The 26,429-nt window shown below is 34.3% G+C and carries 30 protein-coding genes; 9 read left to right on the top strand and 21 right to left on the bottom strand.

Features of this window, described 5'->3' with window-relative positions:
• Positions 1 to 6: 6 nt before the first annotated feature.
• Both AC2A1D_RS04605 and AC2A1D_RS04600 read left to right on the top strand, forming a co-directional pair.
• The gene (locus AC2A1D_RS04605) at positions 7 to 3,168 is read left to right on the top strand and encodes an efflux RND transporter permease subunit (RefSeq protein ID WP_484042488.1); all 3,162 of its coding nucleotides are present in this window, start codon (positions 7 to 9) and stop codon (positions 3,166 to 3,168) included.
• Positions 3,161 to 4,630 (top strand): TolC family protein, encoded by a 1,470-nt coding sequence (locus AC2A1D_RS04600; protein ID WP_484042487.1) that lies wholly within the window; start codon positions 3,161 to 3,163, stop codon positions 4,628 to 4,630. The genes AC2A1D_RS04605 and AC2A1D_RS04600 overlap by 8 nt, the downstream gene beginning before the upstream one ends.
• Positions 4,631 to 4,913: 283 nt before the next feature.
• Here the strand turns inward: AC2A1D_RS04600 and queG are convergent, their stop codons facing one another.
• The gene (queG, locus tag AC2A1D_RS04595) at positions 4,914 to 5,852 is read right to left on the bottom strand and encodes a tRNA epoxyqueuosine(34) reductase QueG (RefSeq protein WP_484042486.1); all 939 of its coding nucleotides are present in this window, start codon (positions 5,850 to 5,852) and stop codon (positions 4,914 to 4,916) included.
• A 111-nt stretch (positions 5,853 to 5,963) separates the two neighbouring features.
• On the opposite strand from queG, the gene AC2A1D_RS04590 reads away from it, so the two are divergent.
• Complete coding sequence (locus AC2A1D_RS04590; RefSeq protein ID WP_484042485.1) at positions 5,964 to 6,242, top strand: rhodanese-like domain-containing protein; 279 nt, start codon at positions 5,964 to 5,966, stop codon at positions 6,240 to 6,242.
• A 52-nt stretch (positions 6,243 to 6,294) separates the two neighbouring features.
• Positions 6,295 to 6,912 carry an HD domain-containing protein gene (locus AC2A1D_RS04585; RefSeq protein WP_484042484.1) on the top strand — a complete coding sequence of 206 codons (618 nt, stop codon included), beginning with the start codon at positions 6,295 to 6,297 and terminating at the stop codon, positions 6,910 to 6,912.
• Positions 6,913 to 6,994: 82 nt separating this feature from the next.
• Here AC2A1D_RS04585 and AC2A1D_RS04580 read toward each other — a convergent pair whose 3' ends face one another.
• From AC2A1D_RS04580 to AC2A1D_RS04570, 3 genes are all read right to left on the bottom strand, one after another.
• Entirely contained in the window at positions 6,995 to 8,989 is a 1,995-nt protein-coding gene (locus AC2A1D_RS04580) for a S9 family peptidase (protein WP_484042483.1), read from the bottom strand.
• A 208-nt stretch (positions 8,990 to 9,197) separates the two neighbouring features.
• A complete protein-coding gene (locus AC2A1D_RS04575; RefSeq protein ID WP_484042482.1) occupies positions 9,198 to 9,542 on the bottom strand; it encodes a phage holin family protein in 345 nt (114 codons plus the stop codon).
• Between the two features lie 285 nt (positions 9,543 to 9,827).
• Positions 9,828 to 10,250, bottom strand: a complete 423-nt coding sequence (locus tag AC2A1D_RS04570) for a PaaI family thioesterase (protein WP_484042481.1) — start codon at positions 10,248 to 10,250, stop codon at positions 9,828 to 9,830.
• Positions 10,251 to 10,864: 614 nt separating this feature from the next.
• Between AC2A1D_RS04570 and AC2A1D_RS04565 the strand changes: the two genes are divergently transcribed.
• From AC2A1D_RS04565 to AC2A1D_RS04550, 4 genes are all read left to right on the top strand, one after another.
• On the top strand, positions 10,865 to 11,218 hold the full coding sequence (locus tag AC2A1D_RS04565; protein WP_484042480.1) for a helix-turn-helix domain-containing protein: 354 nt from the start codon (positions 10,865 to 10,867) through the stop codon (positions 11,216 to 11,218).
• Positions 11,181 to 13,217, top strand: coding sequence for a toprim domain-containing protein (locus tag AC2A1D_RS04560; RefSeq protein WP_484042479.1), 2,037 nt, complete (start codon positions 11,181 to 11,183; stop codon positions 13,215 to 13,217). Before AC2A1D_RS04565 ends, AC2A1D_RS04560 begins: the two co-directional genes overlap by 38 nt.
• 67 nt (positions 13,218 to 13,284) lie before the next feature.
• Positions 13,285 to 13,539 carry a DUF3853 family protein gene (locus tag AC2A1D_RS04555; protein ID WP_484042478.1) on the top strand — a complete coding sequence of 85 codons (255 nt, stop codon included), beginning with the start codon at positions 13,285 to 13,287 and terminating at the stop codon, positions 13,537 to 13,539.
• A complete protein-coding gene (locus AC2A1D_RS04550) occupies positions 13,536 to 14,270 on the top strand; it encodes a transcriptional regulator (protein ID WP_484042477.1) in 735 nt (244 codons plus the stop codon). Before AC2A1D_RS04555 ends, AC2A1D_RS04550 begins: the two co-directional genes overlap by 4 nt.
• Positions 14,271 to 14,589: 319 nt before the next feature.
• Here AC2A1D_RS04550 and AC2A1D_RS04545 read toward each other — a convergent pair whose 3' ends face one another.
• The 3 genes from AC2A1D_RS04545 to AC2A1D_RS04535 all read right to left on the bottom strand — a co-directional run bounded on the left by AC2A1D_RS04545 (position 14,590) and on the right by AC2A1D_RS04535 (position 16,744).
• Positions 14,590 to 15,288 (bottom strand): GNAT family N-acetyltransferase, encoded by a 699-nt coding sequence (locus AC2A1D_RS04545; RefSeq protein ID WP_484042476.1) that lies wholly within the window; start codon positions 15,286 to 15,288, stop codon positions 14,590 to 14,592.
• Between the two features lie 28 nt (positions 15,289 to 15,316).
• Positions 15,317 to 15,991 carry a DUF6904 family protein gene (locus AC2A1D_RS04540; protein WP_484042475.1) on the bottom strand — a complete coding sequence of 225 codons (675 nt, stop codon included), beginning with the start codon at positions 15,989 to 15,991 and terminating at the stop codon, positions 15,317 to 15,319.
• Positions 15,992 to 16,384: 393 nt separating this feature from the next.
• Entirely contained in the window at positions 16,385 to 16,744 is a 360-nt protein-coding gene (locus tag AC2A1D_RS04535; protein WP_484042474.1) for a DUF6876 family protein, read from the bottom strand.
• 409 nt (positions 16,745 to 17,153) lie between these two features.
• Between AC2A1D_RS04535 and AC2A1D_RS04530 the strand changes: the two genes are divergently transcribed.
• On the top strand, positions 17,154 to 17,693 hold the full coding sequence (locus AC2A1D_RS04530; RefSeq protein ID WP_484042473.1) for a transposase: 540 nt from the start codon (positions 17,154 to 17,156) through the stop codon (positions 17,691 to 17,693).
• A 212-nt stretch (positions 17,694 to 17,905) separates the two neighbouring features.
• On the opposite strand, the gene AC2A1D_RS04525 is transcribed toward AC2A1D_RS04530, so the two are convergent.
• From AC2A1D_RS04525 to AC2A1D_RS04460, 14 genes are all read right to left on the bottom strand, one after another.
• Entirely contained in the window at positions 17,906 to 18,733 is an 828-nt protein-coding gene (locus AC2A1D_RS04525; protein ID WP_484042472.1) for a PRTRC system ThiF family protein, read from the bottom strand.
• Positions 18,730 to 19,455 carry a PRTRC system protein B gene (locus AC2A1D_RS04520; protein ID WP_484042471.1) on the bottom strand — a complete coding sequence of 242 codons (726 nt, stop codon included), beginning with the start codon at positions 19,453 to 19,455 and terminating at the stop codon, positions 18,730 to 18,732. The genes AC2A1D_RS04525 and AC2A1D_RS04520 overlap by 4 nt, the downstream gene beginning before the upstream one ends.
• A gap of 11 nt (positions 19,456 to 19,466) precedes the next feature.
• On the bottom strand, positions 19,467 to 20,630 hold the full coding sequence (locus AC2A1D_RS04515; protein WP_484042470.1) for a hypothetical protein: 1,164 nt from the start codon (positions 20,628 to 20,630) through the stop codon (positions 19,467 to 19,469).
• A 77-nt stretch (positions 20,631 to 20,707) separates the two neighbouring features.
• On the bottom strand, positions 20,708 to 20,926 hold the full coding sequence (locus AC2A1D_RS04510; RefSeq protein WP_484042469.1) for a PRTRC system protein C: 219 nt from the start codon (positions 20,924 to 20,926) through the stop codon (positions 20,708 to 20,710).
• Between the two features lie 29 nt (positions 20,927 to 20,955).
• Positions 20,956 to 21,516, bottom strand: a complete 561-nt coding sequence (locus tag AC2A1D_RS04505) for a prtrc system protein e (RefSeq protein ID WP_484042468.1) — start codon at positions 21,514 to 21,516, stop codon at positions 20,956 to 20,958.
• On the bottom strand, positions 21,489 to 21,731 hold the full coding sequence (locus tag AC2A1D_RS04500) for a hypothetical protein (protein ID WP_484042467.1): 243 nt from the start codon (positions 21,729 to 21,731) through the stop codon (positions 21,489 to 21,491). Before AC2A1D_RS04500 ends, AC2A1D_RS04505 begins: the two co-directional genes overlap by 28 nt.
• Complete coding sequence (locus AC2A1D_RS04495; RefSeq protein ID WP_484042466.1) at positions 21,712 to 21,915, bottom strand: hypothetical protein; 204 nt, start codon at positions 21,913 to 21,915, stop codon at positions 21,712 to 21,714. The genes AC2A1D_RS04500 and AC2A1D_RS04495 overlap by 20 nt, the downstream gene beginning before the upstream one ends.
• Before the next feature lie 2 nt (positions 21,916 to 21,917).
• A complete protein-coding gene (locus AC2A1D_RS04490) occupies positions 21,918 to 22,355 on the bottom strand; it encodes a hypothetical protein (RefSeq protein WP_484042465.1) in 438 nt (145 codons plus the stop codon).
• A 14-nt stretch (positions 22,356 to 22,369) separates the two neighbouring features.
• Positions 22,370 to 22,531: a hypothetical protein gene (locus tag AC2A1D_RS04485; protein ID WP_484042464.1), complete on the bottom strand. Its 162-nt coding sequence runs from the start codon at positions 22,529 to 22,531 to the stop codon at positions 22,370 to 22,372.
• A gap of 10 nt (positions 22,532 to 22,541) precedes the next feature.
• Positions 22,542 to 22,751, bottom strand: a complete 210-nt coding sequence (locus AC2A1D_RS04480; RefSeq protein ID WP_484042463.1) for an addiction module toxin RelE — start codon at positions 22,749 to 22,751, stop codon at positions 22,542 to 22,544.
• Positions 22,752 to 22,762: 11 nt separating this feature from the next.
• Positions 22,763 to 23,161 carry a single-stranded DNA-binding protein gene (locus AC2A1D_RS04475; protein WP_484042462.1) on the bottom strand — a complete coding sequence of 133 codons (399 nt, stop codon included), beginning with the start codon at positions 23,159 to 23,161 and terminating at the stop codon, positions 22,763 to 22,765.
• A gap of 584 nt (positions 23,162 to 23,745) precedes the next feature.
• Positions 23,746 to 24,357 (bottom strand): hypothetical protein, encoded by a 612-nt coding sequence (locus AC2A1D_RS04470; protein WP_484042461.1) that lies wholly within the window; start codon positions 24,355 to 24,357, stop codon positions 23,746 to 23,748.
• Positions 24,354 to 25,700 carry a hypothetical protein gene (locus tag AC2A1D_RS04465; protein ID WP_484042460.1) on the bottom strand — a complete coding sequence of 449 codons (1,347 nt, stop codon included), beginning with the start codon at positions 25,698 to 25,700 and terminating at the stop codon, positions 24,354 to 24,356. Before AC2A1D_RS04465 ends, AC2A1D_RS04470 begins: the two co-directional genes overlap by 4 nt.
• A gap of 35 nt (positions 25,701 to 25,735) precedes the next feature.
• Positions 25,736 to 26,422, bottom strand: a complete 687-nt coding sequence (locus AC2A1D_RS04460; protein WP_484042459.1) for a hypothetical protein — start codon at positions 26,420 to 26,422, stop codon at positions 25,736 to 25,738.
• Positions 26,423 to 26,429 lie beyond the last annotated feature (7 nt).

The following is a 26,429-nucleotide window of genomic DNA, read 5'->3' as shown; positions in this document are numbered from 1 at the left end:
AAAATCATGTTCAAAAAAATAATACACAGACCGGTATTTGCGATTGTGATATCGGTGATCATCCTCTTTGTAGGTGGTCTTTCAATAAAACAACTACCAACAGAACAATTTCCTCAGATTGCGCCTACAACTGTTGCCGTAACGATTGCTTATCCTGGTGCGAGTGCCGATGTTTTGGTTAAATCTTCATTAATCACCATCGAAAATGCAATTAACGGGGTTCAAGGAATGCGTTACATCACCACAGATGCAACAAGTGCCGGTGAAGCAACTGTAAACGTAGTTTTCGACCCGGGAACCGACCCGAACCAAGCGGTAGTTTTAGTAAAAACCAGAATTGACCAGGTAATGCCTTTACTTCCAATTTTGGTACAAAAAGAAGGAGTTGTTGTAAACCCAATTCAGCCAAGTATGTTGATGTATGTAAACCTTTACAGCAAAAACAAAAGCATGGATGAAAAATTTCTTTACAACTACGCTACAGTAAATATCATCCCAGAAATTAACCGTATTCATGGGATTGCAAAATCTCAAATCTTAGGAAGTAGAAGATATGCTATGCGTATTTGGCTAAATCCTGATAGAATGAGAGCATACGACATTTCTGTAGATGAAGTAATGAAAGCTATTGGCGACCAAAGTATCATCGGGCGTCCCGGAAGAATCGGGCAAAGTTCTGGTATTGCAGCACAGTCTTTAGAATATGTATTAACGTATAAAGGACAGTACAACACTCCTGAACAATACGAAAACATTATTGTAAGAGCTAATTCTGAAGGTGAAAATGTAAAATTAAAAGACATCGGAAAAGTAGAACTAGGAAGTGAATTCTTCGACATCTACTCTAATCTTGATGGACATCCTTCTGCATCTATCGTATTAAAACAAAACTACGGAAGTAACGCAAACGACGTTATTAAAGACGTAAAAGCTAAACTAGAAGAAATGCGTCCTAACTTCCCTCCAGGAGTAGATTATAAAATTTCTTACGACGTTTCTCAGTTCTTAGATGCTTCAATTGAGCAGGTTGTACACACGTTAAGAGATGCATTTATCTTGGTAGCGATTGTAGTATTTATCTTCCTTGGAGATTGGAGGTCTACTTTAATTCCTATTATTGCGGTACCTGTTTCGTTAATTGGAGCATTCTTCTTCATCCAACTTTGTGGATTATCGATAAACCTTGTAACCTTATTTGCATTAGTACTTGCGATTGGTATTGTGGTAGATGATGCCATTGTGGTTGTAGAAGCCGTTCACGCCAAGATGGAAGAAAAACATCTTACACCTTATCTTGCGGTAAAAGAAGTAATGGGCGAAATTTCAGGAGCAATTATTGCAATTACAGCGGTAATGGTTTCGGTATTCTTACCCATTTCATTCATGACGGGACCTGTAGGAACTTTCTACCGACAGTTCTCGATTACGATGGCAAGTTCAATTGTAATTTCTGCAGTTGTTGCATTGACTTTAACTCCGGTTTTAGCAGCGATGATCTTGAAAAACAATCATGGTGAAGAAAAGAAAAAGAATCTTTTCACAAGATTTATCGATTCATTCAACCGAGGTTTTGATAAATTGACAGGAAAATACACTTCTTTCCTAAGAAAAATTATAAACAGAAAAGCTTTAACTTGGGGAATTTTGGGACTATTCTGCGTCGGAATTTTCTTTGAAAATAAAGTTTTGCCCGGAGGTTTCATTCCAAGTGAAGACCAAGGAACTATTTATGCGATCATTCAAACGCCACCTGGTTCTACTCTAGAGCAAACTAATAAAGTTTCAAGAGCTTTACAGGCAATTTGCCAAAAAGTAGATGGTGTAGAATCTGTTTCGTCTCTTGCTGGTTACGAAATTATGACCGAAGGTCGTGGTTCTAACGCCGGAACTTGTTTAATTAACCTTAAAAACTGGAACGACCGTGAACATTCTGTAAAAGAAATCATGGAAGAAATGGAAGAAAAAACAAGAGGTCTTGGTGCCACAATTGAATTCTTCGAACCGCCTGCAGTTCCTGGATTTGGTTCTTCGGGAGGTTTCTCTATGAGACTTTTAGATTTAAACAGAACTACAGATTATCAGGATTTTGATAAAGTAAACAAATCGTTTATCAACGCTCTTAAGAAAAGGAAAGAACTTACAGGAGTCTTCACCTTCTTTGCAGCAAACTATCCTCAATACGAGCTTGTTTTCGATAATAATGCAGCCATGCAGAAAGGAGTTTCTATCGGAACTGCTATGGAAAACCTCAACATTTTGATTGGTAGTACCTATGAACAAGGTTTCATCAGATTCGGACAATTCTTTAAAGTGTATGTACAATCTGGACCTGAGTTTAGAAAACTTCCAACAGATATTATGAAGCTTTATGTGAAAAACGACAGAGACGAAATGGTTCCTTATTCTGCTTTCATGAGCATGAAAAAAACGCAAGGTCCCAACGAAATTACCCGTTACAACATGTACAATTCGGCTGCAATTAGAGGTCTTCCTTCGGAAGGATATACAACAGCAGACGCTATTAAAGCCATTAATGAAACCGCTGCACAAACATTACCTCACGGTTATAAAGTTGCGTGGGAAGGTCTTTCGTACGACGAGGCACAAAGAGGGAACGAATCTATTTATGTATTCTTAGTCGTATTGGTATTCGTTTATTTGGTACTTGCGGCACAATACGAAAGTTTCATTCTTCCATTTGCGGTAATTTTATCGTTACCTGTCGGAATTTTCGGGTCTTTCTTTTTATTAAAAGCAATGGGATTAGAAAACGACATCTACGCACAAGTTGGTCTCATCATGTTGATTGGTCTCTTAGGTAAAAACGCCGTGTTGATTGTGGAATTTGCCGTTCAGAAAAGAGAAGAAGGTCTTTCTATTTTCGAAGCGGCTATTGAAGGAGCAAAAGCACGTTTCAGACCAATTTTAATGACTTCGTTCGCATTTATTGCAGGGTTAATTCCTCTAATTTTTGCACACGGAGCAGGAGCTATCGGAAACCACACCATCGGTGCATCTGCCATGGGCGGAATGGTTTTCGGAACCGTTCTCGGTGTTGTAATTATCCCAGGTTTATATATCATCTTCGGAAAAATGGCAGATGGTAAAAAAATGATTAAAGACGAAGAACAATCACCTCTAAGCGAAGACATGATCCATTATGAATAAGAAAAAAATATATAAATACGCCGGTCTCGCAGTCATCCTTTTAGGTTTGGCTGCGTGTAAACCGATGGAAGTTGCACAGCACGCTGAAAATAAAAACGTACCCGAAAACTTCGGAACTGCCGTTACAGACAGTACCAACACAGGAAAACTAACGTGGAAAGAATATTTCGCAGACGAAAAACTTCAAAGCTTGATTGAAACAGCTTTGCAAAACAATCAGGAGTTGAACATCACCATGCAAGAAGTTGAAATGTCTAGAAACGAAATTCGTGCGAGAAAAGGAGAATATCTTCCTTTTGTTGGCGCAAAAGCTGGAGTTGGTGTAGACAAAGTGGGTCGTTATACCAACATTGGAGCGATGGAAGCCAATACCGAAATAAGAGAAGGTAAAGAAATGCCGGAACCTCTTTTCGATTTTGGAGTTGGTGCTTTTGCACATTGGGAAACCGATATTTGGGGAAAACTTCACAACGCAACAAGAGCGCAAGTGCAAAGATATCTTTCGACTGTTGAAGGGAAAAACTTCATGACAACGAATATCATTGCAGAAATTGCCAATTCTTATTACGAGCTTTTAGCTTTAGATAATGAATTGAAAATTCTTGAGCAGAATATTAAAATTCAAAATGATGCATTTAAAATCGTTAAAATCTTAAAACAAAACGCAAGAGGAAACGAACTTGCCGTAAAAAGATTTGAAGCGCAAGTGCTGAAAACACAAAGCATGCAGTTTGATATTCGCCAGAAAATTACAGAAACCGAGAACAAAATCAACTATTTGGTGGGAAGATTTCCACAACATGTAGATCGTTCTGAAGGTCAGTTTGATAATTTAGTTCCTCAAACCGTGTTTTCAGGCGTACCTTCTCAATTGTTAGAAAACAGAGCCGATATTAAACAAGCAGAATTTCAATTGGCAGCCGCAAAATTTGATGTAAAATCTGCAAAAGCAAGATTCTATCCATCATTAGATATTACGGCAGGAGTTGGTTTCAATGCTTACAATCCAGCTTATTTGTTTGATATTAAATCTTTGGTTTACAACCTTGTAGGCGACCTTACTGCACCGTTAATCAACAGAAATGCGATTAAAGCAGGATATGCGAATGCCAATGCAAGACAAATTCAAGCAGCGTTCGAATACGAGCAAAAAATCTTAAATGCGTATTTGGAAGTTACCAACCAACTTTCAAGCATTAAAAACTTGCAAAGCAGTTACGATTTGAAATCTCAGGAAGTAGATGCATTAACGAAGTCTATCGATATTTCTAACGACTTATTTAAATACGCAAGAGCAGATTATATGGAAGTTTTGCTTACACAAAGAGACGCTTTGGAAGCCAAATTTGAATTGGTAGAAACCAAAGTTCAACAGCTGAAGGCAACTGTAAGTTTATACAGAAGTTTAGGAGGTGGATGGGACCAGCAACCGGTTGCAGACCCAAAAATCATCAAAAAATAAATCATTATCATTGTTTTTTTTTCGAGGCTGTCCTGATTTTTTCAGGGCAGCTTTTTTTATGTTCTTAATGATTGACCTAAAAACTTTTAGCGTAAAGCAAATTGAAAGAAAATGGCAAAAAAGAAAAGTTTATTGTTTGAGTGCGGGCAAAATTTATCTTGAAAAAAACTAACATGAATCCGCACGAGTTTAAACTTTGCAGCGGTGGCTCAATTTGTAGCGTAAAAAGTTTTAAGTCTTGATTTTTTCGTTCTTTTGCATCAAGGCAAAAGGACAAATTATTTTACATTGAATGTTTTTCTAAAAACTCAATATTTCTTTTTAAACCGGCAAATTTTGTACGTTTTACAGGCGATTTTCTGAAAATTTCAGAAAAAATTTCTTGGGTAATTTCCTTCCACTCCCCTTTTTTGAAGTTTTTTAAAGCATCATTGGGCTTAAATTTATTTTGCTGATGCGGTGCAGAAAAACGGTTCCACGGACAAACATCTTGGCAAACATCGCAGCCAAACATCCAATCATCCATTTTATCTTTAAAATAACTCGGAATTTCGTCTTTCAACTCAATCGTTGCATAAGAAATACATTTGCTGCCATCAATTAGTTTTTCAGAAACAATTGCATTTGTGGGACAAGCATCAATGCACTTTCTGCACGTTCCGCAATGGTCGGTCGTCGGGAAATCTGCTTCTAATTCTAAATCGCAAATAATTTCTGCCAAAAAATAAAAAGAACCGCTTTGTTTGGTAATTAAATTGGCATTTTTGCCCACCCAACCAATTCCAGATTTTCTTGCCCAACTTCGCTCCAAAACCGGCGCAGAATCTACAAAAACACGAAAAGCAAACTCCCCAATTTCCTCTTGAAGTTCGGCAACCATTTCTCTCAAAATTTCTTTAATCACTTCGTGATAATCTTCTGCGTAAGCGTATTTAGAAATTTTAAAATTATCTAAACTTGAAATTTTTTCTTCCGGGAAATAATTATACGAAAGCGAAATTACCGATTTGGAACCTTCAACAAGCAATCTTGGGTCTAGCCTTTTATCGAAATGATTTTCCATGTATTTCATTTCTCCATGAAAGTTGTTTTTGAGCCAGTTTTCGAGAGGTTTTGCTTCTTCTTCCAAAAAATCTGCCTTAGAAATCCCACAATCCTGAAAGCCAAACTTTTTTGCTTTAGCTTTAATTAGGTGGCTGTATTTTTCGGAAGTGTTGCTCATAATTTCGTGTTGCAAAATTAGGATTATTTTATAAATTTGTGAGACTTTGAGTTTTTCAAAATAATTGAAAAATTGAGAGCACATTTTATTAACATTAAAATATCATACATTATGTCATTAGCAGAAGTAATCGAGTCTGGAAACTATGAATTAATCGATGTTCGTGAGCCAATGGAGCTTGAAATGGACGGAAATATAGAAGGCGCTATCAACATTCCTCTAGGTGAAGTTGAGGATAGAAAAGACGAGATTTTGTCTATCGAAAAACCGGTAATTATTTTCTGCAGAAGCGGAAACAGAAGCGGAAAAGCTTTGGAATACCTAAATTCTCAAGGTTTAAAAGATGGCTACAACGGTGGCGGATGGGCTGATTTGAAAGCAGCTTTGTAAAAATATAAGGAACTGAAAAGTTCCTTTTTTTTGTTTGAAAGAATAAAATATTATGGAGCTAAAAAAATTATTTCTTGAAACCTGTTTATATTACCATTCGGATGTAAAAATTCATGAAGGATTGTGGAGTGAAATTGAGAAGAAATATTCTCAAAAATCAAGATATTATCACAATTTAGAACATCTGATGAATATGTTTGAGGAGTTGAATGAGGTGAAAAATGAAATAAAAGATTTTAAAATGATCACTTTTTCAGTTTTTTATCATGATATCATTTACAAAGCGAGTTCAAAAGATAATGAAGAGAAAAGCGCAGAGTTTGCGGTTTCAAGATTAGGAAAACTTCAACTTTCTGAACATAACCTTCAAACCATTGAACAACAAATTTTAGCGACCAAAAAGCATCAATTTTCTGAAAATGATGATGTAAACTTCCTTACGGACGCAGATTTGTCGATTCTTGGCGCCGAAAGAAATATCTACCAAAAATACATTGAAAACATTAGGAAAGAATATGTAATTTACCCAGATTTCCTTTACAAACCTGGAAGGAAAAAGGCTTTACAACATTTTCTTGAATTCGAAACAATTTTTAAAACGAAACATTTTAAAGAAAAATACGAAGACAAAGCGAGGGAAAATCTGAAATGGGAAATAGATAATCTTTAGGTTTTGGCTAAAGCCAACATGAAGATATTTTAAAACAAAAGACGGGCTAAAGCCCGTCCCTATCGATATTTGTAAAGTTATATTACAACGTTTCTTTCAACCAATCAAAAAATTCTCTTTGCCAAACCAAACCGTTTTGTGGGTGTAAAACCCAGTGATTTTCGTTCGGGAAATAGACTAATTTAGATTTTAAACCTCTCAATTTTGCAGCTTGGAAAGCTTCCTGACCTTGCTCGTAAGGAACTCTAAAATCAATTCCGCCTTGTACAATCATAATGGGCTTATTCCATTTGTCAACAAAATTGCTTGGATTGTATTCTGTGTAAGCTTTTGGAAGCGGTTTTTCCCACGGCGAACCTAAATCCCAATTCGCAAACCAAAGTTCTTCCGTCGTTAAATACCAAGATTTCATATCAAACAAACCATCATGAGCGATGAATGTTTTGAATCTGTTTTCGTGAATTCCAGCCAACATAAATACGCTGTAACCTCCATAACTAGCTCCAACAGCCGCAACTCTTTCGCCATCAACATAAGGTAAAGTTTTCGCAAAATCTGTTGCTGCCAAATAATCTCTCATCGGTTGTCCGCCCCAATCTCTTGAGATTTCTTCGTTCCATTTTGTTCCCCAACCCGGCATTCCGCGGCGGTTTGGCGCTACAACAATGTATCCGTTTGCAGCCATCAAAGAGAAGTTCCATCTTGTGCTAAAAAACTGAGTTAAGCCCGATTGCGGACCACCTTGACAATATACTAAAGTTGGATATTTTTTATTTGGGTCGAAATTGGGTGGATAATGAAACCAAACTCCCATTTCTTTTCCGTCTGAAGTTTTTACCATTTTAAGCTCCGATTTCCCTTGAGAAAGTTTTGCATAGGTATCTTTATTCACATCGGTAAGCTGCGTCATTTCGCCATTTTTCAGATTTACAGAGAATAATTCTGAACTGTGGTTGATGTCTGTTCTGCTTATCACCAAAGATTTTTTGCTTTCCCCGAAAATATCAGTTACGTCGAAATTTCCTTTGGTAATTTGGTTTACTTTAGCATTTTTTAAATCAACAGAAAAAAGCTGAACAGTCCCTCTAAATGCCGCATTGAAATAAATACTTTTAGAATCCTGGCTCCAAAAAGCAGTTCCGGTAACGCTTTCGTCCCACTGACCTGTCATATTGCTTTTCGCCCCCGTTTTCCAGTCCATGATAACGATGTCATTTTTGTCTGCTTCGTAACCATCGCGCTCCATACTTTGCCAAAGTAACCATCTTCCGTCTGGCGAAAATTTAGGATTTACATCATATCCCTTCATTCCTTCGGTAAGATTTTTAGTTGTTCCGGAAGCTAAATCATAAGCAAAAATATCTGTATTTGTGCTTGTTGCGTATGCTGCACCGCTTTTAGGTTTGGTAACATATAAAAGTTTTGAAGAATCTGGGCTGAATACAAAATCTTCAGCGCCACCAAAAGGTCTTTGTGGAGAATCCCAGGTTTTACCTTCTAATAAATCTTTTGCAGCATCAACATTTACAGAAATATCCACCACAAAAACGTGATTGTACTTCCCTTCATTGAAGTAATCCCAATGTCTGTGATTCAAATCTGTATAAACTTGCGCCGTTGTTTTAGGAGTATCAGAATATTTGTCTTTTCCCATTACTTTCTCAACCAAAACCTGCTTGCTGAAAGCAATTTTCTTTCCGTCTGGTGAAATTACAATGTTGTCTACTTCGCCAATGGTATAAAATTCTGACCAAGTTTTTCCTGCATCTTTAGAAAGGAAAATTTTATCGGCTTCCTGTGCGTAAATTCCGTTTTTATCCCACTGAATTAAAGTTTTTTTACCAAAATCAACCTTTGTAGATTGGTTGTTGATTACATTGAGGAAGTAATTTTCGCTTTTTGTTTTTTCAGTTTTTAAATCGGTTTGTCCCACCTTATAAATCAATGCAGATTGGTCGGGAGAAACTGCCTGAACGCCAACTTTTTTCAAAGTCCATAAAATTTCAGGAGTCATTACTTGTTGTGCATTCATAACCAACGGTGCTGCCAAAGCGAGCAGACTATGTTTCAATTTCATATTCTAATTTTTATTACTGTTAGAATTTTCAAGACAAAAAATCCATCAATTCTTCATTTAATTGTAAGAAGCCCAAAGGTAAGGTTTATAATAGTGTAAGCCAATGAATTTATGAAAAATGCTGACCGAAATTTGGTCAGCATTTTTGTTTTTTGCTCAGTCAGTTTTTATAAATTTTTAAAACTGATAAATTTGAATTTTAAAAACACTAATCTTTATCTGCAAACATCGAATTTGCCAATGAAGTACAAATAGACAGCAAAACACTGAAAATAAACGCGGAAAGAAAACCATCCACTGTCATTCCGTTTACGAATTTTGAAGCCAACAAAACTATAATGGCATTAATAACTAAAGCAAATAATCCCAAAGTAATAATCGTTAATGGAAAACCTAAAATACTTAAAATTGGTTTTACAATAAGGTTTAAAACTCCAAGAACAATAGAGAAAATTACAGCACCGCTAAAACTAGCAAACTGCACTCCACCAATAACTTTTGTGAGCAAAAATGCTACAATTGCTGTGATGAGAAGTCGGATAATTACGTTCATAATTTATTTTTAAAATTTAATTTTTGCTGTACAACAAATGTAATTCCTAAAACATAATCTTTCAACATTTCCTATAGAATGACTTAGGATATCGAAGCGTTAAGAAATTTTTGAGAAATTCCGTCAAAAAATTTCCACTGTTTGAGTGGCGGCTAAAATAACCCCTTGAGATTTTAAATCATTATTTCCGCCCGAGTTTGGAAATTTTAGGAATTTTTCAAAAATTTTAGCTGAGAGATCCAGTCTTGAATTTTTGGTTCTTTTGCTTCAAGGCAAAAGAACATCTTACTTTATCTTCATCATCGTTACTAAAGACGTTGCAACATGGCTTTCTGAAGCATGATTTTCATCAACAGTATAAATTTCTGTGCGAATGACAGATATTTTGGCGCCACCTTTTACCACAAACGATTTTGAAACCAACGCATCACCAATCGCGGGACGAAGATAATTTACTTTCAACTCTACCGTTACCACATAGCAATCTTCTTCATAATGACTTACCGCCGCATAACCTGAAGAAACATCTACCAAAGAAGCAATCATCGCGCCGTTGAACATGCCTGCTTTTCTGGTCATGAGTTCCATTTTTGGAATTTTAATCGATACGAAATCGGTTTCTACTTCCAATAATTCGGCTTTGTAGAATTTTAATGTTTCGGAACGGCTGAAACTGTCGGTAATGAGTTTTGTTTTTTCTGGAGACATTTAGGGTTTAGGTTTAGGGTTTAGGGTTTAGGGTTTAGGGTTTAGGGTTTAGGGTTTAGGGTTTAGGGTTTAGCAAAGTTCATTAAAATAATTTAGATTTTGCTCATATACCAAATCATTTATTTTCCTTAAAAATTCATTATATTTATAAGATAAAATTATCAAATAATACGTAATCATCTAATATTCATCAATAAACGATTGTGTATTCAATTGAGGGGTACGATTTAGAGCGTTTCCTACGCTATTTTAACCTTCCGAGTGTCCACCTTTTGTCTGCAAATCACCCATAGTGCAAATTTAGCCAAAAATTTTCAAAACACCAATCCTCTATTCATCGGCATTTGGGACTGGTGCAAGGTGCAAGTATTATATATACTTGCACCTTTGCACCTGCCCTGATGAGCCGTAATCTTACTTTCTCAAAAAAAATCTCTGTTTATTTTTGATGTAATCAAAAATGAATCGGCCAAAAAAAATATTATTTTGAGGTTAAGTATTATATAAAATCCTTTGTCCTACATTGTCTTCTTTTTGTCTCTTATTGACCTTAGATTAATTGGTTTTTCATATTTGCTACTATTAATTTTGAGGCTTTAAATAAAAAAACACTAATGGAAGTAATCACTATTGAATCTCAAGCATTTAAAGACTTGATGTCAAAAGTCGATACAATCTTCGATTATGTTATTTCCCAGCAAAACACACAAGATGAAGAAGACAGTTGGGTAGACAGTTATGAGGTATGTACCTTTTTGAAGATTAGTGATCGAACACTGCAAAGACTACGCAGTGAAAATAAAATCAACTATTCTCGTATTAGAGGAAAAAATTACTATAAAATCAGTGAAATCAAAAGAATGATGGAGGAAAACCTAATCCGCCGGAGTGAAGACTGCTTAAAAGACCTGATTCAAAACCACCAAAAAAATGTTAGACAAAAACAAAGTGCTCAGTTGCACCCGTGACGGACTGGATATTTTCAAACACTATCTTCCCGGAGATTGGCGTGTGGGTAGAAACTTCAAAAACCCTTTTTATGATGATACAAAAGCATCTTGCAATATCTACTTTGACCGTCGAAGCGGTATGTATCGTATGAAGGATTTTGGCAATCCTGATTATGATGGGGATTGTTTTTCATTGGTAGGAAAAATAAAAAATCTAGACTGTACTAAAGATTTTACTGAGATTCTGATACAGATCAATCAGGAAATGAATTTGGGATTGGAAAACGATTATGCATTGCCTCAAAATAGAAGTTCTTCAAGAGCAAAAGCAAATAATGTAAATGGAAATTCATTGAAGGAACTAGCGTATCATCCTAAACCTTACACCATATTTGAACGTGGTTTTACACTGAAAGAAAATGAGTTTTGGAAACAATATGGTATTACCCGTGAAATTCTGAAACTATACAAAGTGGTTTCATTGGATGAATTTAGAAGTGAAAATAAAGAATCAAAACCTTTTACCATACAATCTTCAGTTGAAGAGCCTATGTTTGGATATTTTGGAAAAAAATATGTGAAAATTTATCGTCCGTTTTCCCAAATCCGCTTCCTGTACGGTGGAAATCTGCCTGAATCCTATTGTTTTGGATTGGAACAATTGCCTGCCAAAGGAAACACACTGTTTATTACCGGCGGAGAAAAAGATGTACTCTCATTGGCTTCCAAAGGATTCTATGCGATTTGCTTCAACAGCGAGACTAGTTCGATACCAGAAAGTCTGATTAAAAAACTTTCTTATCGTTTCAAACACATTCTGATTTTGTATGATGTGGATAAAACGGGATTGGAGGCTTCGCTCAAACATCAAAAGCAGTTGTCTGGTTTCGGAGTAAATCGTTTGATCCTACCTCTTTCAGGAACTAAACAGGAAAAGGATATTTCCGATTTTTTCAGAATGGGAAATACCAAAAATGATTTCAACCAATTATTCCTTGAATTTTTAGACCAATTATACAACGAAACTATGGCGATATTGAAACCTTGCGAAATCGACTTTAGTCAGCCTCCTTTACAATCCCAAACAGTCATTTCTATCAATGATGTTCCTTTAGGAACACAAGGCAATTTAATGGGATTAACAGGCGGTGAAGGAACCGGAAAAAGCAATTATGTAGGAAGCCTGATTGCCGGAACATTATGTCAAGAAGAGCATATAGATACTTTAGGAACCCATATTTTACCTAATAACGAAGGTAAAGCAGTCTTGCTTTACGATACCGAACAATCCGAAAATCAACTGTACAAAAACATTTCAGGTATTCTGAAACGTTCTGGAAGAGAAAGTATGCCTAATTATTTCAAAGCCTACTGTTTGGCAGGGATGTCAAGAAAAGAAAGGATGCAGGCAATCTTGCAAAGTATGGATAAATTTTACTACCAATTTTCAGGGATTCATATGGTCGTGATAGACGGAATTGCCGATTTGATACGATGTGCCAATGATGAAGCGGAAAGTGTCGCTTTAATTGATGAACTCTATCGTATGGCAGGAATTTATAAAACCTGCATTGTCGGTGTTTTGCACTTTACACCCAACGGATTAAAACTTCGGGGACACCTTGGAAGCGAACTTCAGAGAAAAGCAGCCGCTATTTTATCCATCGAGAAAGATGACGATCCCCAAATATCCGTGGTAAAAGCATTGAAAGTAAGAGATGGAAGTCCATTGGATATTCCGCTTATTCAATTCTCCTGGAATAAGGAAAAAGGGATGCACGTTTTTGTCGGAGAAAAAACCAAAGAAGAAAAGGAGAAACGCAAAGAGATGGAACTGGCAAATATTGCCCGAAATCTATTTTCACAGCAAAAGCGTTATACCTACGCAGGACTATGTGAGAAACTTCAAAGTATGATGGCTGTCAAAGACCGAACGGCAAAGAGTTATATAAAATTTATGCGTGAAAAAGGATTGATTGTTAAAGATACTGACAATAACTATGAGCTCAAAAAATAAGGTTTAAATACTAAAATTCGAACCTCTAAATTCCTAGATAATCTCTAAAATCAAGAAAAACCAAAATATGAATATCAATCCTAAAAAGCCATTGCTTCAGCTGACTGTCGAGGAATTTCTGGATTTACAAAAAAACAATATTCCAGAAAAAAAGTATGAATATGGACTTAAAGGTTTAGCCAAAATGCTTGGATGTTCCCGCTCGAAAGCAGCGGAACTTAAATCCAGCGGAATATTGGATGATGCCATCATTCAAAACGGACATCTAATTATCATCGATAAAGAGAAAGCAATGGAGCTTATGGCTTTGCATAAAAAATGAATGATTCGGGATTAACTGAAAAATTTTGGAAATTCAACGAAAAAGAACCGTTGGGAGCTATTGCGGTTGCCCTTTATTTTTTTTTGCTGGAAATATGGAAAAAAAACGAACAAAATGACTTTAGCCTATCAGATACTGAAATTTGCGAACGGCTGAAAATCACAAGACCTACTATTATTACATTACGCCAAAAATTGGTTACTCTGGGAATGATTCAATATCAATCCAAAAACGGACTTCCGGGACATTATAAAATTATTCCGGAATATTCGCCTGTTTTATCCGCTTTTGAAAAAACTAAAATCCACAAAGGAGGCTCGACAAATAAAAAGAATCAAAAGACTATTTCGAAAAAAAAGAAACCTGCCGAAAATTTTCTACAGAAAACAGAAAATCCGCAGAATCAAAATTTGACTTCCTATAATTCACCGCAAATTACTACCGCAATGCTCATTCAGGTTTCAGAAAATATTCCTTCGCTTGAAGAATTTACACAGTATGCGAAAACATTAGAAAACTATATTCCTGAATTAGATCAACTGATTAAAGAAAAGTATGACAGTTGGCTCGGAAACGGATGGAAAAACGGTTACGACAAGCCGATAACAAACTGGAAATCTTCCATAAAAAACACAATGCCATTTCTTCAAAGTGAATTACAATCAAGCAATGCCACTTCTGAAAAAATTGCTTTGCCAACCATAAAACGCCCGAAGTCAGTTCTTGATTAATGTTCAAATGTAAAAATACAAAACGTTATTTTGTAGCAATAATTAACTTATGAATAGCTTCTATATTGATTTGATTAAATAAATCATCTATTTAATTGGTCATCAATCTCAATAAAATCATCATTGCAACCTCTTTTCAAAAACAGGTAAGCTATAGAAAGGACTGTTTTAGAAATGTGGTTGCTCCGTTTTGAACCGCAAAAATACGTTTCCGCCCGAAGAAAGGAATTGTATTTTTGCCGACCTAAATTTTTTTCTTAAAAATTTCTTGAACTGAGAAGGCACAAAAAAAACACTCTGGAATTTATTTACAAGTATCTTATGAGAGCTTATCTTTGTTTTTAATAGCCCAGTAAAAATCTTCCAATTTCCAATTATTACTCCTTATTTGGTGTACCAAATCCATTAATTCTTCTGAATAGTCAGTTTCACCAAATTTCATTTCTATTTCAGTTTGTATAGCCCAAAGAGATCGACCCAAGAAATTAATCTGCTTTTTCAATTCATCAATTCTATCTTGAGAAAGTGGAGTGTTTTCTCCAAAATTATAATTTTCAGTAATACGATTATCGTGTGACAAGAAATATTCTCCATCTTCACCTAATACAAAACCTAAACTGAGTGCTACTTTTTCGGAAGCTTTAAAATTATCTGTCCCAATTTCAAACTCTTTTATGGTTATTCTTTGTTCATTCCTGCTTAAAAATAAATGAGGAATTATTGTATTTTTCATTGCATTTGTTAAATGTCCATTGCCTCTAAAATCAGGATGTACAAACCAATGCAAATCTCTTATCATATCAAATACAATAGCAACAAATATATTTTCATCATTTTTTATCAGATAAAAAATATCAGGACCGTCAGAAGAAGTTACGCTATCAGTTAATTTTGGTTTATCCAACCAAATTTTAGCAAAATCAACGTTAGAACTCAGTGGTCTACAATAAATAAGGCTAGACGACGTGTCATTTTTATTTAACTTTTCTAGTAACGATTGAAGAGATTCACTTGTCATTTTTCATCAGTTGATTATATTAAAATTTTTACCATTCTATTTCATAAATACTATCGTCATCATTTAACTCTAAATCCTCTATAGTACAATTATGCTTTTTTGCTTCCGATTGAAGAAAATTGAGTAAGTCTTTGTATTCATCTGTAAAATATACGGAACTTCTCATTAGGTCGGCTAATTTTCTGAAAGAATTCTTTCCACCTTTCATTTCAAAAAAAGTAGCGTTAATATTTCTCATATACAGATATAAATATTCGTTTCCTGCATTGATAGCGTCATTCAAAAAAGGAAATAACTTTTTAGTTCCAATAGAATCGTAGCTTTCCATTGCCCTTTCAATCCAATATTCGAGGTGTAAAAACATTGCTATTTCGCCTTTATTAGCTTCTATCATTCTCATATTATATCTTAATGCAACAATAGAGAATAAAATGTGTACCCAAGAAATTTTAAAACCTACATAAGGTATTTCCTCAAATGAATAATGGCTATTATTTCTCGTTAGCCGGCTTCCATAAGATGCTTTTCGTATTTCATAAGAAAAACTACTAATCAATTTATTTTTGTCTTCATAACCTTTAATATGGAAGAAATTTTCATCATTCCAAAATTTTGAAACAACTTCGTACAAGTATTCCATATCATCACGAGTTCCCCATATTTCAGCTCCTAAACCTTTTTTTGTTGGTGTGGCATAAATCATATTTTAATGGTTTAATTTTCAACAAAATTAAACAAAGAAAACTTTTCTAAAGAATAGTAATTACGAATAAAAGACAAAACTCGTAACCTCTTTTCAAAAACAGGTAAGCCACAGAAAGGACTGTTTTAGAAATGTGGTTGCTCCGCTTTTAACCGCAAAAATACGTTTCCGACCGAATGAAGGAATTGTATTTTTGCAGACCTAAATTTTTTCTTGAAAGTAATTTTTGAACAGAAAACATAAAAAAAGCACTCTGGAATTTATTTCGAGTGCTTTGCGTTTACATTGACATCATTTACCATTTCAGGCATTCTTAAATAGATAATTGAATAAGTTTCCATTATTTATAAGGTTAAAAAATACGATTACCTATACATCGTGAGGTTTAATATTCTAATGTTCGCTTGGAAGCAGTAATACATTGTTTTCTTTCCAAATGGTCAGTTCATTAAAGAAGAAATCGGAATACTCAATATCCTGTGTAATCAAGACTTTATTATTTCCGTTTGTTGCCGTAAGCTTGAATTCAGTGTCTCTAATACGTTGGATTTTCCATATCTGAAATTCTTCTTTACTACATATTCTTTCTAATTGATAAGATGCAATGCAGTCTAAAAACCAAAAGCAGTTTTCTTTTTCGGCAACGGTCTTTACTCCATCGGTTAATAGTAGCCCTAAAAGGTATTTGTAATAGGTTTCTGTACCTATAAAATCATTGTAGAATTCATTTGCTGAAATGTTTGGATTTTTCATAATTAAATTTTTAAAATTGTTAGTATTGTTTTTTTGTTTTCTGAAATATCAAAGAACGCTTTGCTTTTATCTGACCGACTTGTCGTTTTTCATTGCTTTTTGACGATAGAAATCCCGTTTTAGCCAAAACCGAAATGGAAGTATCGGAATGAAGGCTTCGAAATCTTTTTGTCCGAAAGATTTAGGAGTGTCTGGAAAAATTGTTGGAGATAAACGGAAATAATTTTTGTAGAAACCCAAAAAGATTTTTTTGAGCAGAAACGGGATTTATACTTTTGCATACTGAAAACGAACTGACGGTTGGATAAAAGGAATGTTAAAACAGTATTTTCGAATTCAATCCATTGATAAAAATCAATTTTATTTGTACATTTGAAACCCCTTAAATAAAGGATTTAACATAGATTATATGACAAGATTTTTATTTTTATCAGCACTATTATTTTCAACATTTGGATACAGCCAAACGAATTGTGATGTTTTGAAAAAAGAAAATGAAGCTTTGCAATCGACAAACAAAATTTTGGTTTCAGAAAATGAATATTTGAAAAAAGTGCTTGATATTAACAAACCAATACTTGAAACTGAAAAAGAAAATTCTACTTTTAAAATAACAAAAGTAATAGGGAGTAAAGCAGGAAAAAATATCGAAATTACATTTCTTGTCGAATCCAAAGATGAGAATAAAAAAATGACCATTGAAGATATATCTGTAGTAGATATTGAGGGAAATGAATATAAAATTGATTTCTTCAAATCCAGCAAAACCTTTCCGCAGTTAGCAAAAAATGTTCCTGTAAAACTTACTTTTTCATTTAAGGATATACAAGGCGAACCAATGTTTATCAAAATGTTTAGGTTTAAAACAACGTCCCAACCAGATATAAATACGTTTGAAAAAACAAGGTCAAATTTTGAGTTTAAAGACTTGAAAGTGAGTTGGAATTAAATTCTATATTTCATCTTTATCAATTCATCTTAAAATTCAATGAAATAAAAAAATCGCAACCTTTTTTCAAAACATTTGCTGGCAAAACTGAAAAGGCAATGTTTTTAAATGGGGTTGCATCCGCTTTCAAGTGCAAAAATGCGATTCCGACCAAAGGGAGGAATTGCATTTTTGCCACCCAATTTTTCATCAGGCGACAAAAATCATTCAAATTATAGCTTAATTGGCTGTGAATGAAAATTTTTCAGATTAAGGAAAAAACCTCTATTTTCAATCAGTCCGTTTCGGAAAAGACTCCATAGAAGAGAACTCCCCATTTGTGCCAATGTGGAATTGATAAACAAATCCTGCTTTTCCAATGCTTCTGCTAAACTGCAACTTGGCGTATCGTCTTCAGTTTCGGATTGTTTTAAAATTTCTCCAAATTCTTCGGTTACAAAAGGTAAATTTTGTACTGTTTTATATTTCTCGGAATTGGGTTGTCGGATATTTCCAATCGTGGAAAGAAAAACCTGTCCTGTAAATTGGCTGTTTCCAAAATCCATCCAATATTTAGGTTGGTTTCTGTAATAGCCTTTATCAATTTTCAATTCATTTAAAATTTCAGCAATCTCAAAACGTGATTTTACACTGTCCACACAAGAAATATAAATTTCTGATTTCATATTACTTTGAAATTTCCCAAAATAATCTTTCTCAAATTTTTGAGTTTCTGCTTTCCAATCTGTTCCAAAAAATCGGTTGATGCGATGAACTAATGCAACAGATTTATACAATCCCAATTCACTTTCTGCAAATAGTTGCCTTCCTAAATTGGCTTCTGTAATTACATCATCATCCCACAATCTCACGGATAAACCTGCGTGATTAAGTTCCGTCAATGCGTGGTTCATCCTTGCCAATGCAGTAAGCGTTTGCGAACCTGTTCCTCCTGCTCCGATTAGGTTTACTGAAATCGGATTGGTCGGACTGATTAACTCACTATCAGTAAAATGGACTTTCGATTTTATTTCTTTATTTAGTATTATTTTGCTATTCATCGCAATACATTTTTAAGGGTTTTATTATTTTTTTTCAATACTCCCACAGGAAAAGTTTCGCCTGTTTTTATTAATTTTTTCCAAAGGTTTACACAATTCTCATTTATCGGATTATAATTGTCCAATAAATGACTGAAATAAGAATTAAAAAAATAATCTTCCCAAGATTTGGTAAATTCTTCTACAGAAGCCGAATTTTTGATATGGATATTGACTGTTCCCATACAAACGGAACCGTCTTCATACACATTGAAAAACGGTGCATAATACAATGGTGTTTTTTCGGTTGGTCTTTTATCACTTGTCAAAGCAAAAACCGAAAGACGCTCTTTATTGGCAAACCAAAGCATTGCAGGAATTTTTGCTTTTCCGTTGGGTATTTCCAATTTTTTTACAAAGTACATCTGCCTTTCTTGTGATTGGGTATACCAAAGTACAGAACCGTTTTGACTAGGAATGATATTCAGAATGTTGGTTGATAAAATCCCTTTTGATTGTAGAAAGGTTTTGTCTTTTTCTTCCTCGGTATGTAATGATTTTGCTAATTCTTTGGCTTCATTTACGGTCAAAGGATGGGCGTTGATTGGATTTCCGTTTCTGTCCATATCAAAATGCTCAACATACATTGTGGCATTTTTATCTAAGGATTCATAAAAAACCAATGCAGATTTTGGTTCATACAATGTTCCGAATTCTTGGGCGGTGTTTATAATATCGTTCATTCTTTTATGAGTTAATGGGTTAATGTTAAAACTTTATACAGGTCTTCCAATAGTGTAAACAGACGGTTTTCAAAGTCAAAATCGGCTTTGGAAATTGCAGTTCCGTTAATCGGTGTATAAATAGTAGGTTCTTCCATACCTCCGTATTCATTGAACTCTGCATTTATGCTTTCTTCAATGTTTCTATATAAGCAACTATTTGTATCGGCAACAAATGAAATATACATATCCATTCCAATGGCTTTATCGCCGTAATCATCATTGTAAGGGTCTTGTTCGAGCGTTGGTTTGTTTCGGAATAGGGTCGTTTTCGGATATTCCGAATAAAGCGCAAAGGCATCGGAAGCCACTTTGTAACAATCTTGGTCGAAGGTATTTCGGGGTTTGAAATCTCCCAATCGCTGTTCAAATACTTCCAAATTTTTAGGGTTACCTAATTTTTTTTCTACTTTATCTCCTATGATTTTTGAGATTTTAAATTCTCGTCTAAACTCCTGCAAATCTTCTTCCGCTTCATCGCCTTGTTCTATCCAATCCTCGTGCATTTCGTATATCCAATACAGATAACTGCTTTGCTGTCTGTAATACGGAATATCTGCAATCCGATACAGATAACTGCAAACCGAAAGCAATAGTTGGGCGTTCCTTTTACAATTTTTATCGTGAAGCATTTGGAAAAGCGGAACAATGGGAATATAATAAAGTGTTGTTCCTGTAACGTATTTTTCCTCTTTCACAAAATGAATATTCTTATCGTTCCGAATGAGTTTAAAACTGTTCCAATCTTCGTTTGTCTGCTTTATTTTGTTTTCTATATCCCACAAACCTAATGCGATATTGTAGGGGAAATCGGATTCTTGCGTTGGCATTGGCTCAACTTTGTACTGTTTGGCAAAATTGGAAAGGGACTTATAAAAATCCCTCTCTGTTTTTTCCATTTCTTTCCCATCTTGTATTGTTGGTATTTCTTCCTGTTTTGGCAGAAATCTCCATTTTAAAAAACCATTGGAAGCATTGCTGTGGGTACGGATTTTAGTTTGTCTTTCCGTATTTCGTTCGCTGTCTTTGGTTTTTGAAGCCATTGTGAAAACTCGCCCAATTGTCGGTGTAATCGTTGTTGTTCTTTTTCTTCGGGAACGCTTATTTTTCCCGATATGATGTTGTGTTGCATTCATTTTATTTTGCTGTTAGTGATTGGCTTTTGGCAACTGGCTTTAAAGCTATTTGCTGTGAGCCAATTGCCATAAGCTATTTATCCTTTAGTTCCCATTACGCTTTCAAATCGGTATTCAATACTATCATCCTTGATTTGTGGTGCAGAAACTTTGGCGGTGGTTAAAATTGGGTAGGTATTGGCGTAAAAATTCATTACAGATTCTACGCTCCATTTCGGTTCGGGGTCGGTAAGGCGGATTTCCTGTCCTTTATCTTGCAGTATAAAAACTCTTTCTAATTGGGTTGCGAGTAGCATAATTTTAGTATTTAGTTGTCGGTTGTTGGTTAATGGTTGTCGGTTTGGCTTTCCGTGAAATTTTCTGTCAGATTTTCGGTAAAAAGACTTGGAGCAAAATGTCTTTCATATTCATCCTGCTTTTTGCGAATAGTTTCGGAAAAATCGGGATATTCGGAAACTTTTGGAAGTGCTGACCACGCTTCTTTGTATTTGCCCTCTTTTTCGAGTTCTTCGGCTTTTTGGAATGCTTCTTTGTACTTCTTTTCTTTGGTTTCCTTTTCTTTTTTCTCCTTGTCTTGTTTTTCCTTTTCCATTGCCGAATTTCGCTTGGTTTCTTCAAGTTGTTTCATAAAACTTTCCATATCCACCATTAATCCCGAAGCGGTTTGCATTGGTACAGAAATACTTTCAAAAAATCCGTTGTCTAAATCTTCGGCAGTTCCCCGAAGATTTAAAGGCGGTATGAGCTTTCTTGCTTCGTCTCCGCATTGCGCATTATTGAGCAATACGGAAATGACAAAACTATTTTCTGTGGTTGGGCGGAGCGTGATTTGTAAATCTCCTGTTAAGCCCATTTTGGCTATTTGTCTGAAAAAATTGGTTTGCATAGTTCTATTTTAAAAAGTGTTTTTTTGCTGTTCTTTTCGTAATTAATTTTGTATCCATTGGTGTGAATGATACTCTCTAAAAAGTTTCTTGCTTTTGTAGCATCTTGGTCATCTTCTTTGGTCATATCCAAATAATGTAACTTTTCAAATTCCTTAACCATTTGGGCAATTAGGGTCAATGCTTTATACTCTGTTTTATTGGCGAGATTGCTCATTCTGTTTTGATTTTAGTTTTAATAATTTTTCGTGCATATCTGTCCAATAACTATTCAGTCTTTTATCCAATTCCGAAAATCCGTCATTGATGTGTTCATATTCCTTGTATTCTGCTGTAATTCGGATGGCTTCATCCAAATTGGTTACCGTTATTTCACAACCGTTTAAGTCTGTTATTTTCATCACTATTGAATTAATTGATGCAGTGAAAATTCTTCAGTCCAAAATTCTTCGCTTGTATGTTTTCCAAAAGCGTTGTAAATAGCATTTCCGTTTTTAAAAACCTGCATTTGATAGCAATTCAGATTGTTTTCGGGCAAAGTGAAATTTTTAAAATCTTCTTTTTCTAATTCAATAAAAACTCGGCTTTTTTCTGAAAGCCATTCTTGAACTTCGGGATATTTTTCATCCGAAAATTTGAAAAATTCTACATTAGTATCGGCATAGTTCAGCCATTTCAAATCGTAGTCGTTTTCAACCATTTTCACGGCTTCAAGTCTTTTCTTTTGGCATTGTTTCCATTCTTCTTTAATGTTAATAATTGCAAAACCACAGTCGTCCCATTCGCTGTTGGTCATTGCTTTTATCAGTAAATATTCGGTGGGTATTGTTGATGTTTTCATCGTTTATTGCAATTTTACTTTATCACTTTTACTATTTTCAATATTGCGCATTCAGGACAATGTTCTGATGTTATTATCTGCTTTATTGCTCCCTGCTTTCCGCTTAACGATACCACTTTAAGTTTTGCTGTTCCGCTATCGTTCTTTACTGTTGCTATAAAAATTTCCATTTTCATTGCTCTGTTTTTAATAATTTTCATAAATGTATGTTCCGCTTGTTTTGAAAGGATTTGTTCCTTCGGTCAGTCTGATTTCTGATTGAAATATTTTTGAAATTCTTCTCGCATAGCGTACTGCGGTCGTTCTGTCACAAAAGATTTGATAACCTACGGCTACATCTTCCCAATCTATTTTGTTGTTTCTGTGTTTTACTTGAAAATTGAATTGTGCTTCCATATTTCCGAATTTTAAAATGGTAAATCATCCTCTGTTTCTTCTGCAACAACATTAGAATTTTCAGAGGTTTTGGTAGGTTCATTGTAATTTTGTGATTTTTGCCCAGTTCCGTGAAATTTTATTCGTGAAGTATTAAAATTCAATCCCGATTTGATTTCTCCGTCTTTGCCTATCCACGCATTACTGCTGATTCTTCCCGACAATTCTACCAAAGTTCCTTTAGTAAGATATTCAGCTACTTTGGCATTTATCCAATATGAGCAATTGTAATAGGTGGTTTGTTCTTTGCGTTCGCCCTGTTTGGTTTTGTAGCTGTCATTAATGGCTACTGAAAAATTGACAACTTGCTTGTCGTTTCTTAAGGTGTTGATTTCTGCGTTTCTTGTAATTCTGCCGACGATTGTGTTCATAATTTTTCGATTTATTTTGTTAATTTTTTAGTTGATTGTTGGTTGAAATTTTCGAGTGAATTGATTTGGTATCGAGGACACTCGGCTTCTTTTTTTCTTTTCTTTTTTGGAAAAGCATTATTTGTCTTTATTTTTTTTTGTTGATTTTTCCGTTGATGTCAAAGAACGTCTGCTGTTAAATTGATTCGTATAACTGAGGTTCCGGCTTTTTCTTTGCCAATGATTATAGGAAATCATCAGGCACACAAAACCCGATTCAATTCCCGTAATTGCTTACAAGTTTTGAATCGGGCTTGAAATCTTTTTGTCCGAAGGGTTCAGGAGTGTCTGGAAAAATTGTTGGAACTCGTGGAAAGAATTTTTGTAGAAACCCAAAAAGATTTTTTTGAGTGAATGATGCTGTCCTACATTTGCAATTGTAAAAAGCCAAACCACAGTTATGAAGCGATTTGGCAGATGTTTTTGATTCGGAAAAATTAACTTAAAATATTAGCGTAAAGTTTTTTAATAAAATACACTGGAATGGTAAGTAACTACAACTTTAAAAAGTGTGGCTTAGGGGTCTTCAAATATAATTTATTTCATTAATTACTTAATTTTTGCTGTAAAGAATCAATAAGCTTTGCTTTAAATTTATCTAAATGTAAGTTTTTGAATTTGTAATCTTTTGAATATTGATTAAATCCCCAAGATTCTATTTTTATACTATCAATTTTATTTTTTGAAATATAAATATTTGTAAAAAATTTTGAAGAACTTCCTTGTTCTGATTGTATTACAAAACTGTTTCCATTTTCTTTCAGTTCTTGAAAAACAACCCTGTTTTCCGGGAATAATAGGTTGTCATATACTTTTGTTTTTTTACTTTTAAAGTTATAAACAATCAATAAATTATTATCATTTTTTTCAGGATAACATTCAGAAAATTCCAATTGAGTATAATAGGGCTTTAGTATCGCAACACTATCATTATCAAGCACTAAAATTTGATTCACTTCATAGAATTTGGATATAATAACTCCAAATTTTGCTCTGTAACCTTGTTGTATACTTATACAATCATTATTGCTAGCCTTTACACTTTTTGGGGCGTAAATAGTATCCTGTTTTGATTTTTTTAAATAGTCTAATCCATTATTTTTTTTTATGCACGCAAAAAGAACTAACCCAGAAGGGATTAAAATGATCCATTTCATATTTTTCCTTTGTATGTAGTCCAAAACATTGTCCCTGATTGAAAACCTGTAGAAACTAAATCCTCAGAAACGTTTTTATTATTTTGAGAATCTTTTCTTGCTCCAACAAATAATTTCTTATCATAACTTATAGCACCATCAGTTACTTTTCTCAAATCATACTCTTTTTCAAAAATACTATTTATTGTAGCTTTCGGATTAACTTTTATTTTATTTTCGTGTTTGCTCCAAAATTCTACTGCTTTCTTTAGATGAGAAGAATGAATTGCAACAGATTTGTATTGTTTGAATTTAGGATGATCAAGCTCTCCTTTTCTAGTAAATAAATCTAGTCCATCCCAAAAATATGCTTTCCCAGTGGGGTCTGGACTTCCAATTAGTACATTTATTACTGCATATCTTGAATAAATTTCATTTTGAGATTTATTATTGGTTTTGATTGTTTTCATTTTATCTGTTTCTTTTACAGATGAATAGCCTGTTTTAAATAATTCATTAAACGTTTTTCTTCTTCTGCTATATTTTGAATGTAAAGCGTTATTTACAGTATGTGCAATCCATAATGCTGTATATTTATCACCTGTCAACGATGCTTCGTGATGAACTAAATAAGCATTGTTACTAAACTCTGTATTTTTAACATTTTTGCCATTCTCTTTCAACAGATTACTTTCTTTATTAATTAAAGACCATTTTTTATCTTTTTTCGCTTTTTCATATTCTCCTTGTGTAGAAAGATAAACTTTTGGACTAGATTCAATACCTCCTAAATAGAGCCCCTCTTTTGAATAATAAATATATTCTGTATTATCATCTAAGTTCTCCGGAACCGGAGCACCAGTTGTAGTTATGTTTTCTGGTACGTTTACCTGCCCAGAATCTACAAACTCTATCTTCCCACTTTCAGGAGGCACATTTCCCGGCATTTTGCCTGTTCCCGGCAGAGTAGATTTTTTGATAAGAGCTTCATTATCCTGTACTTTTACCGTCCCGAAATCCTGCCATTCTGTAAGGGAAAGCATCTGAAAACCATCGTAAAATGTAAAATTAGGTATCTGCTTTTCCACTTTCGTCCCTGTAAGTTTACCTTGTGTTGTAGGAACGTCATTCAAAACCTTGAACTCTCCCATATGAGCATTGAACTTTACTTTTGCTCCGTGTATTGCCAGTAGTTGCCCTTCCTGTTTTTCATCTTCTTTTTCGCGCTCTTCTCTTACCTCCTGCATTTTTTTACTATTCTTCTCTTGTAGATTTTGTGATGCTCTTTTCTCCTGAATTTCGGGACTTACTTCTCCTATAACATCTATCTTCTCCTTTTCTTCCCTTGCCCGGATATCTTTCATTAGCTTTTCTGCGAAAGCTCTTTTATTATTACTACTTAGCCAACCCATAATAATGAATATTTTATTTCACATTTGTTTTCTCTACTTAGTACATAATTTTCTTTCAGAATACCTTTTTCATAAATCGAAGTTCCCTCTAAATGATTTTTATTTTCATCTGCGGAAAATTTCAATTTAATTTCATTTTGTTCTGCTGAAAGATTTTCTTTATGTAGATGTTCTATTTTTCCTTCAGTAATCACTCTTATCTTTTTTCCATCATCTGGATACTGTCCTAATTGCCCATTGAAGTACAAACCGAACATATTATAATTATGTAAGAATGCAATTAAACTTTCCTCATTACCAAAAACTGAAGAGACACTACGAAAATAATTTTCCACCACGTCTCCTTTATTTGTTTCCAATAGTTTGACCTTTAGTCCCTGCCATCTCAATCTTAAACTAGAAATATTATTTATTTTAACAATATTATTTTCTTCATCCGCATATAAATCAAGTTCATCAAACAGGTAACTTATTTTTTTAAGAAAAAATCCTGTAGCTGTATCCTGGTCAGAGAAATCAAATTTTGTACAGAGAATTTGATAATGATAGAGTTCTTTTTGCTTTTTCAAGAAGAATATTTCTACAGTACGGGTGTATTTCTTTTCCGTAATATAGTTCGGCATTATTTCTTCAGAAACAATGGTTTCGAATCTATATTTATTTACATTTATCATTTTGAAA

The sequence above is a fragment of the Chryseobacterium sp. HNCC26DJ239 genome (genome assembly GCF_057180445.1).
The sequence above is the reverse complement of the archived record's forward strand: the minus strand, read 5'-3'. Positions and strand labels throughout refer to the sequence as shown.

Excerpts from the sequence above, each read along its gene's own strand:
- AC2A1D_RS04470 (WP_484042461.1), bottom strand. The coding sequence starts at position 24,357 with ATGAAATGGATCATTTTAATCCCTTCTGGGTTAGTTCTTTTTGCGTGC.
- AC2A1D_RS04460 (WP_484042459.1), bottom strand. The coding sequence starts at position 26,422 with ATGATAAATGTAAATAAATATAGATTCGAAACCATTGTTTCTGAAGAA.
- AC2A1D_RS04465 (WP_484042460.1), bottom strand. The coding sequence starts at position 25,700 with ATGAAAGATATCCGGGCAAGGGAAGAAAAGGAGAAGATAGATGTTATA.
- AC2A1D_RS04550 (WP_484042477.1), top strand. The coding sequence starts at position 13,536 with ATGAATGATTCGGGATTAACTGAAAAATTTTGGAAATTCAACGAAAAA.
- AC2A1D_RS04495 (WP_484042466.1), bottom strand. The coding sequence starts at position 21,915 with ATGAAAATAACAGACTTAAACGGTTGTGAAATAACGGTAACCAATTTG.
- AC2A1D_RS04605 (WP_484042488.1), top strand. The coding sequence starts at position 7 with ATGTTCAAAAAAATAATACACAGACCGGTATTTGCGATTGTGATATCG.
- queG (WP_484042486.1), bottom strand. The coding sequence starts at position 5,852 with ATGAGCAACACTTCCGAAAAATACAGCCACCTAATTAAAGCTAAAGCA.
- AC2A1D_RS04525 (WP_484042472.1), bottom strand. The coding sequence starts at position 18,733 with ATGAATAGCAAAATAATACTAAATAAAGAAATAAAATCGAAAGTCCAT.
- AC2A1D_RS04580 (WP_484042483.1), bottom strand. The coding sequence starts at position 8,989 with ATGAAATTGAAACATAGTCTGCTCGCTTTGGCAGCACCGTTGGTTATG.
- AC2A1D_RS04500 (WP_484042467.1), bottom strand. The coding sequence starts at position 21,731 with ATGAGCAATCTCGCCAATAAAACAGAGTATAAAGCATTGACCCTAATT.
- AC2A1D_RS04505 (WP_484042468.1), bottom strand. The coding sequence starts at position 21,516 with ATGCAAACCAATTTTTTCAGACAAATAGCCAAAATGGGCTTAACAGGA.
- AC2A1D_RS04565 (WP_484042480.1), top strand. The coding sequence starts at position 10,865 with ATGGAAGTAATCACTATTGAATCTCAAGCATTTAAAGACTTGATGTCA.
- AC2A1D_RS04585 (WP_484042484.1), top strand. The coding sequence starts at position 6,295 with ATGGAGCTAAAAAAATTATTTCTTGAAACCTGTTTATATTACCATTCG.
- AC2A1D_RS04570 (WP_484042481.1), bottom strand. The coding sequence starts at position 10,250 with ATGTCTCCAGAAAAAACAAAACTCATTACCGACAGTTTCAGCCGTTCC.
- AC2A1D_RS04490 (WP_484042465.1), bottom strand. The coding sequence starts at position 22,355 with ATGAAAACATCAACAATACCCACCGAATATTTACTGATAAAAGCAATG.
- AC2A1D_RS04590 (WP_484042485.1), top strand. The coding sequence starts at position 5,964 with ATGTCATTAGCAGAAGTAATCGAGTCTGGAAACTATGAATTAATCGAT.
- AC2A1D_RS04485 (WP_484042464.1), bottom strand. The coding sequence starts at position 22,531 with ATGAAAATGGAAATTTTTATAGCAACAGTAAAGAACGATAGCGGAACA.
- AC2A1D_RS04530 (WP_484042473.1), top strand. The coding sequence starts at position 17,154 with ATGACAAGATTTTTATTTTTATCAGCACTATTATTTTCAACATTTGGA.
- AC2A1D_RS04560 (WP_484042479.1), top strand. The coding sequence starts at position 11,181 with ATGTTAGACAAAAACAAAGTGCTCAGTTGCACCCGTGACGGACTGGAT.
- AC2A1D_RS04540 (WP_484042475.1), bottom strand. The coding sequence starts at position 15,991 with ATGATTTATGCCACACCAACAAAAAAAGGTTTAGGAGCTGAAATATGG.
- AC2A1D_RS04545 (WP_484042476.1), bottom strand. The coding sequence starts at position 15,288 with ATGACAAGTGAATCTCTTCAATCGTTACTAGAAAAGTTAAATAAAAAT.
- AC2A1D_RS04510 (WP_484042469.1), bottom strand. The coding sequence starts at position 20,926 with ATGCTACTCGCAACCCAATTAGAAAGAGTTTTTATACTGCAAGATAAA.
- AC2A1D_RS04475 (WP_484042462.1), bottom strand. The coding sequence starts at position 23,161 with ATGAACACAATCGTCGGCAGAATTACAAGAAACGCAGAAATCAACACC.
- AC2A1D_RS04600 (WP_484042487.1), top strand. The coding sequence starts at position 3,161 with ATGAATAAGAAAAAAATATATAAATACGCCGGTCTCGCAGTCATCCTT.
- AC2A1D_RS04480 (WP_484042463.1), bottom strand. The coding sequence starts at position 22,751 with ATGGAAGCACAATTCAATTTTCAAGTAAAACACAGAAACAACAAAATA.
- AC2A1D_RS04515 (WP_484042470.1), bottom strand. The coding sequence starts at position 20,630 with ATGAATGCAACACAACATCATATCGGGAAAAATAAGCGTTCCCGAAGA.
- AC2A1D_RS04535 (WP_484042474.1), bottom strand. The coding sequence starts at position 16,744 with ATGAAAAATCCAAACATTTCAGCAAATGAATTCTACAATGATTTTATA.
- AC2A1D_RS04555 (WP_484042478.1), top strand. The coding sequence starts at position 13,285 with ATGAATATCAATCCTAAAAAGCCATTGCTTCAGCTGACTGTCGAGGAA.
- AC2A1D_RS04575 (WP_484042482.1), bottom strand. The coding sequence starts at position 9,542 with ATGAACGTAATTATCCGACTTCTCATCACAGCAATTGTAGCATTTTTG.
- AC2A1D_RS04520 (WP_484042471.1), bottom strand. The coding sequence starts at position 19,455 with ATGAACGATATTATAAACACCGCCCAAGAATTCGGAACATTGTATGAA.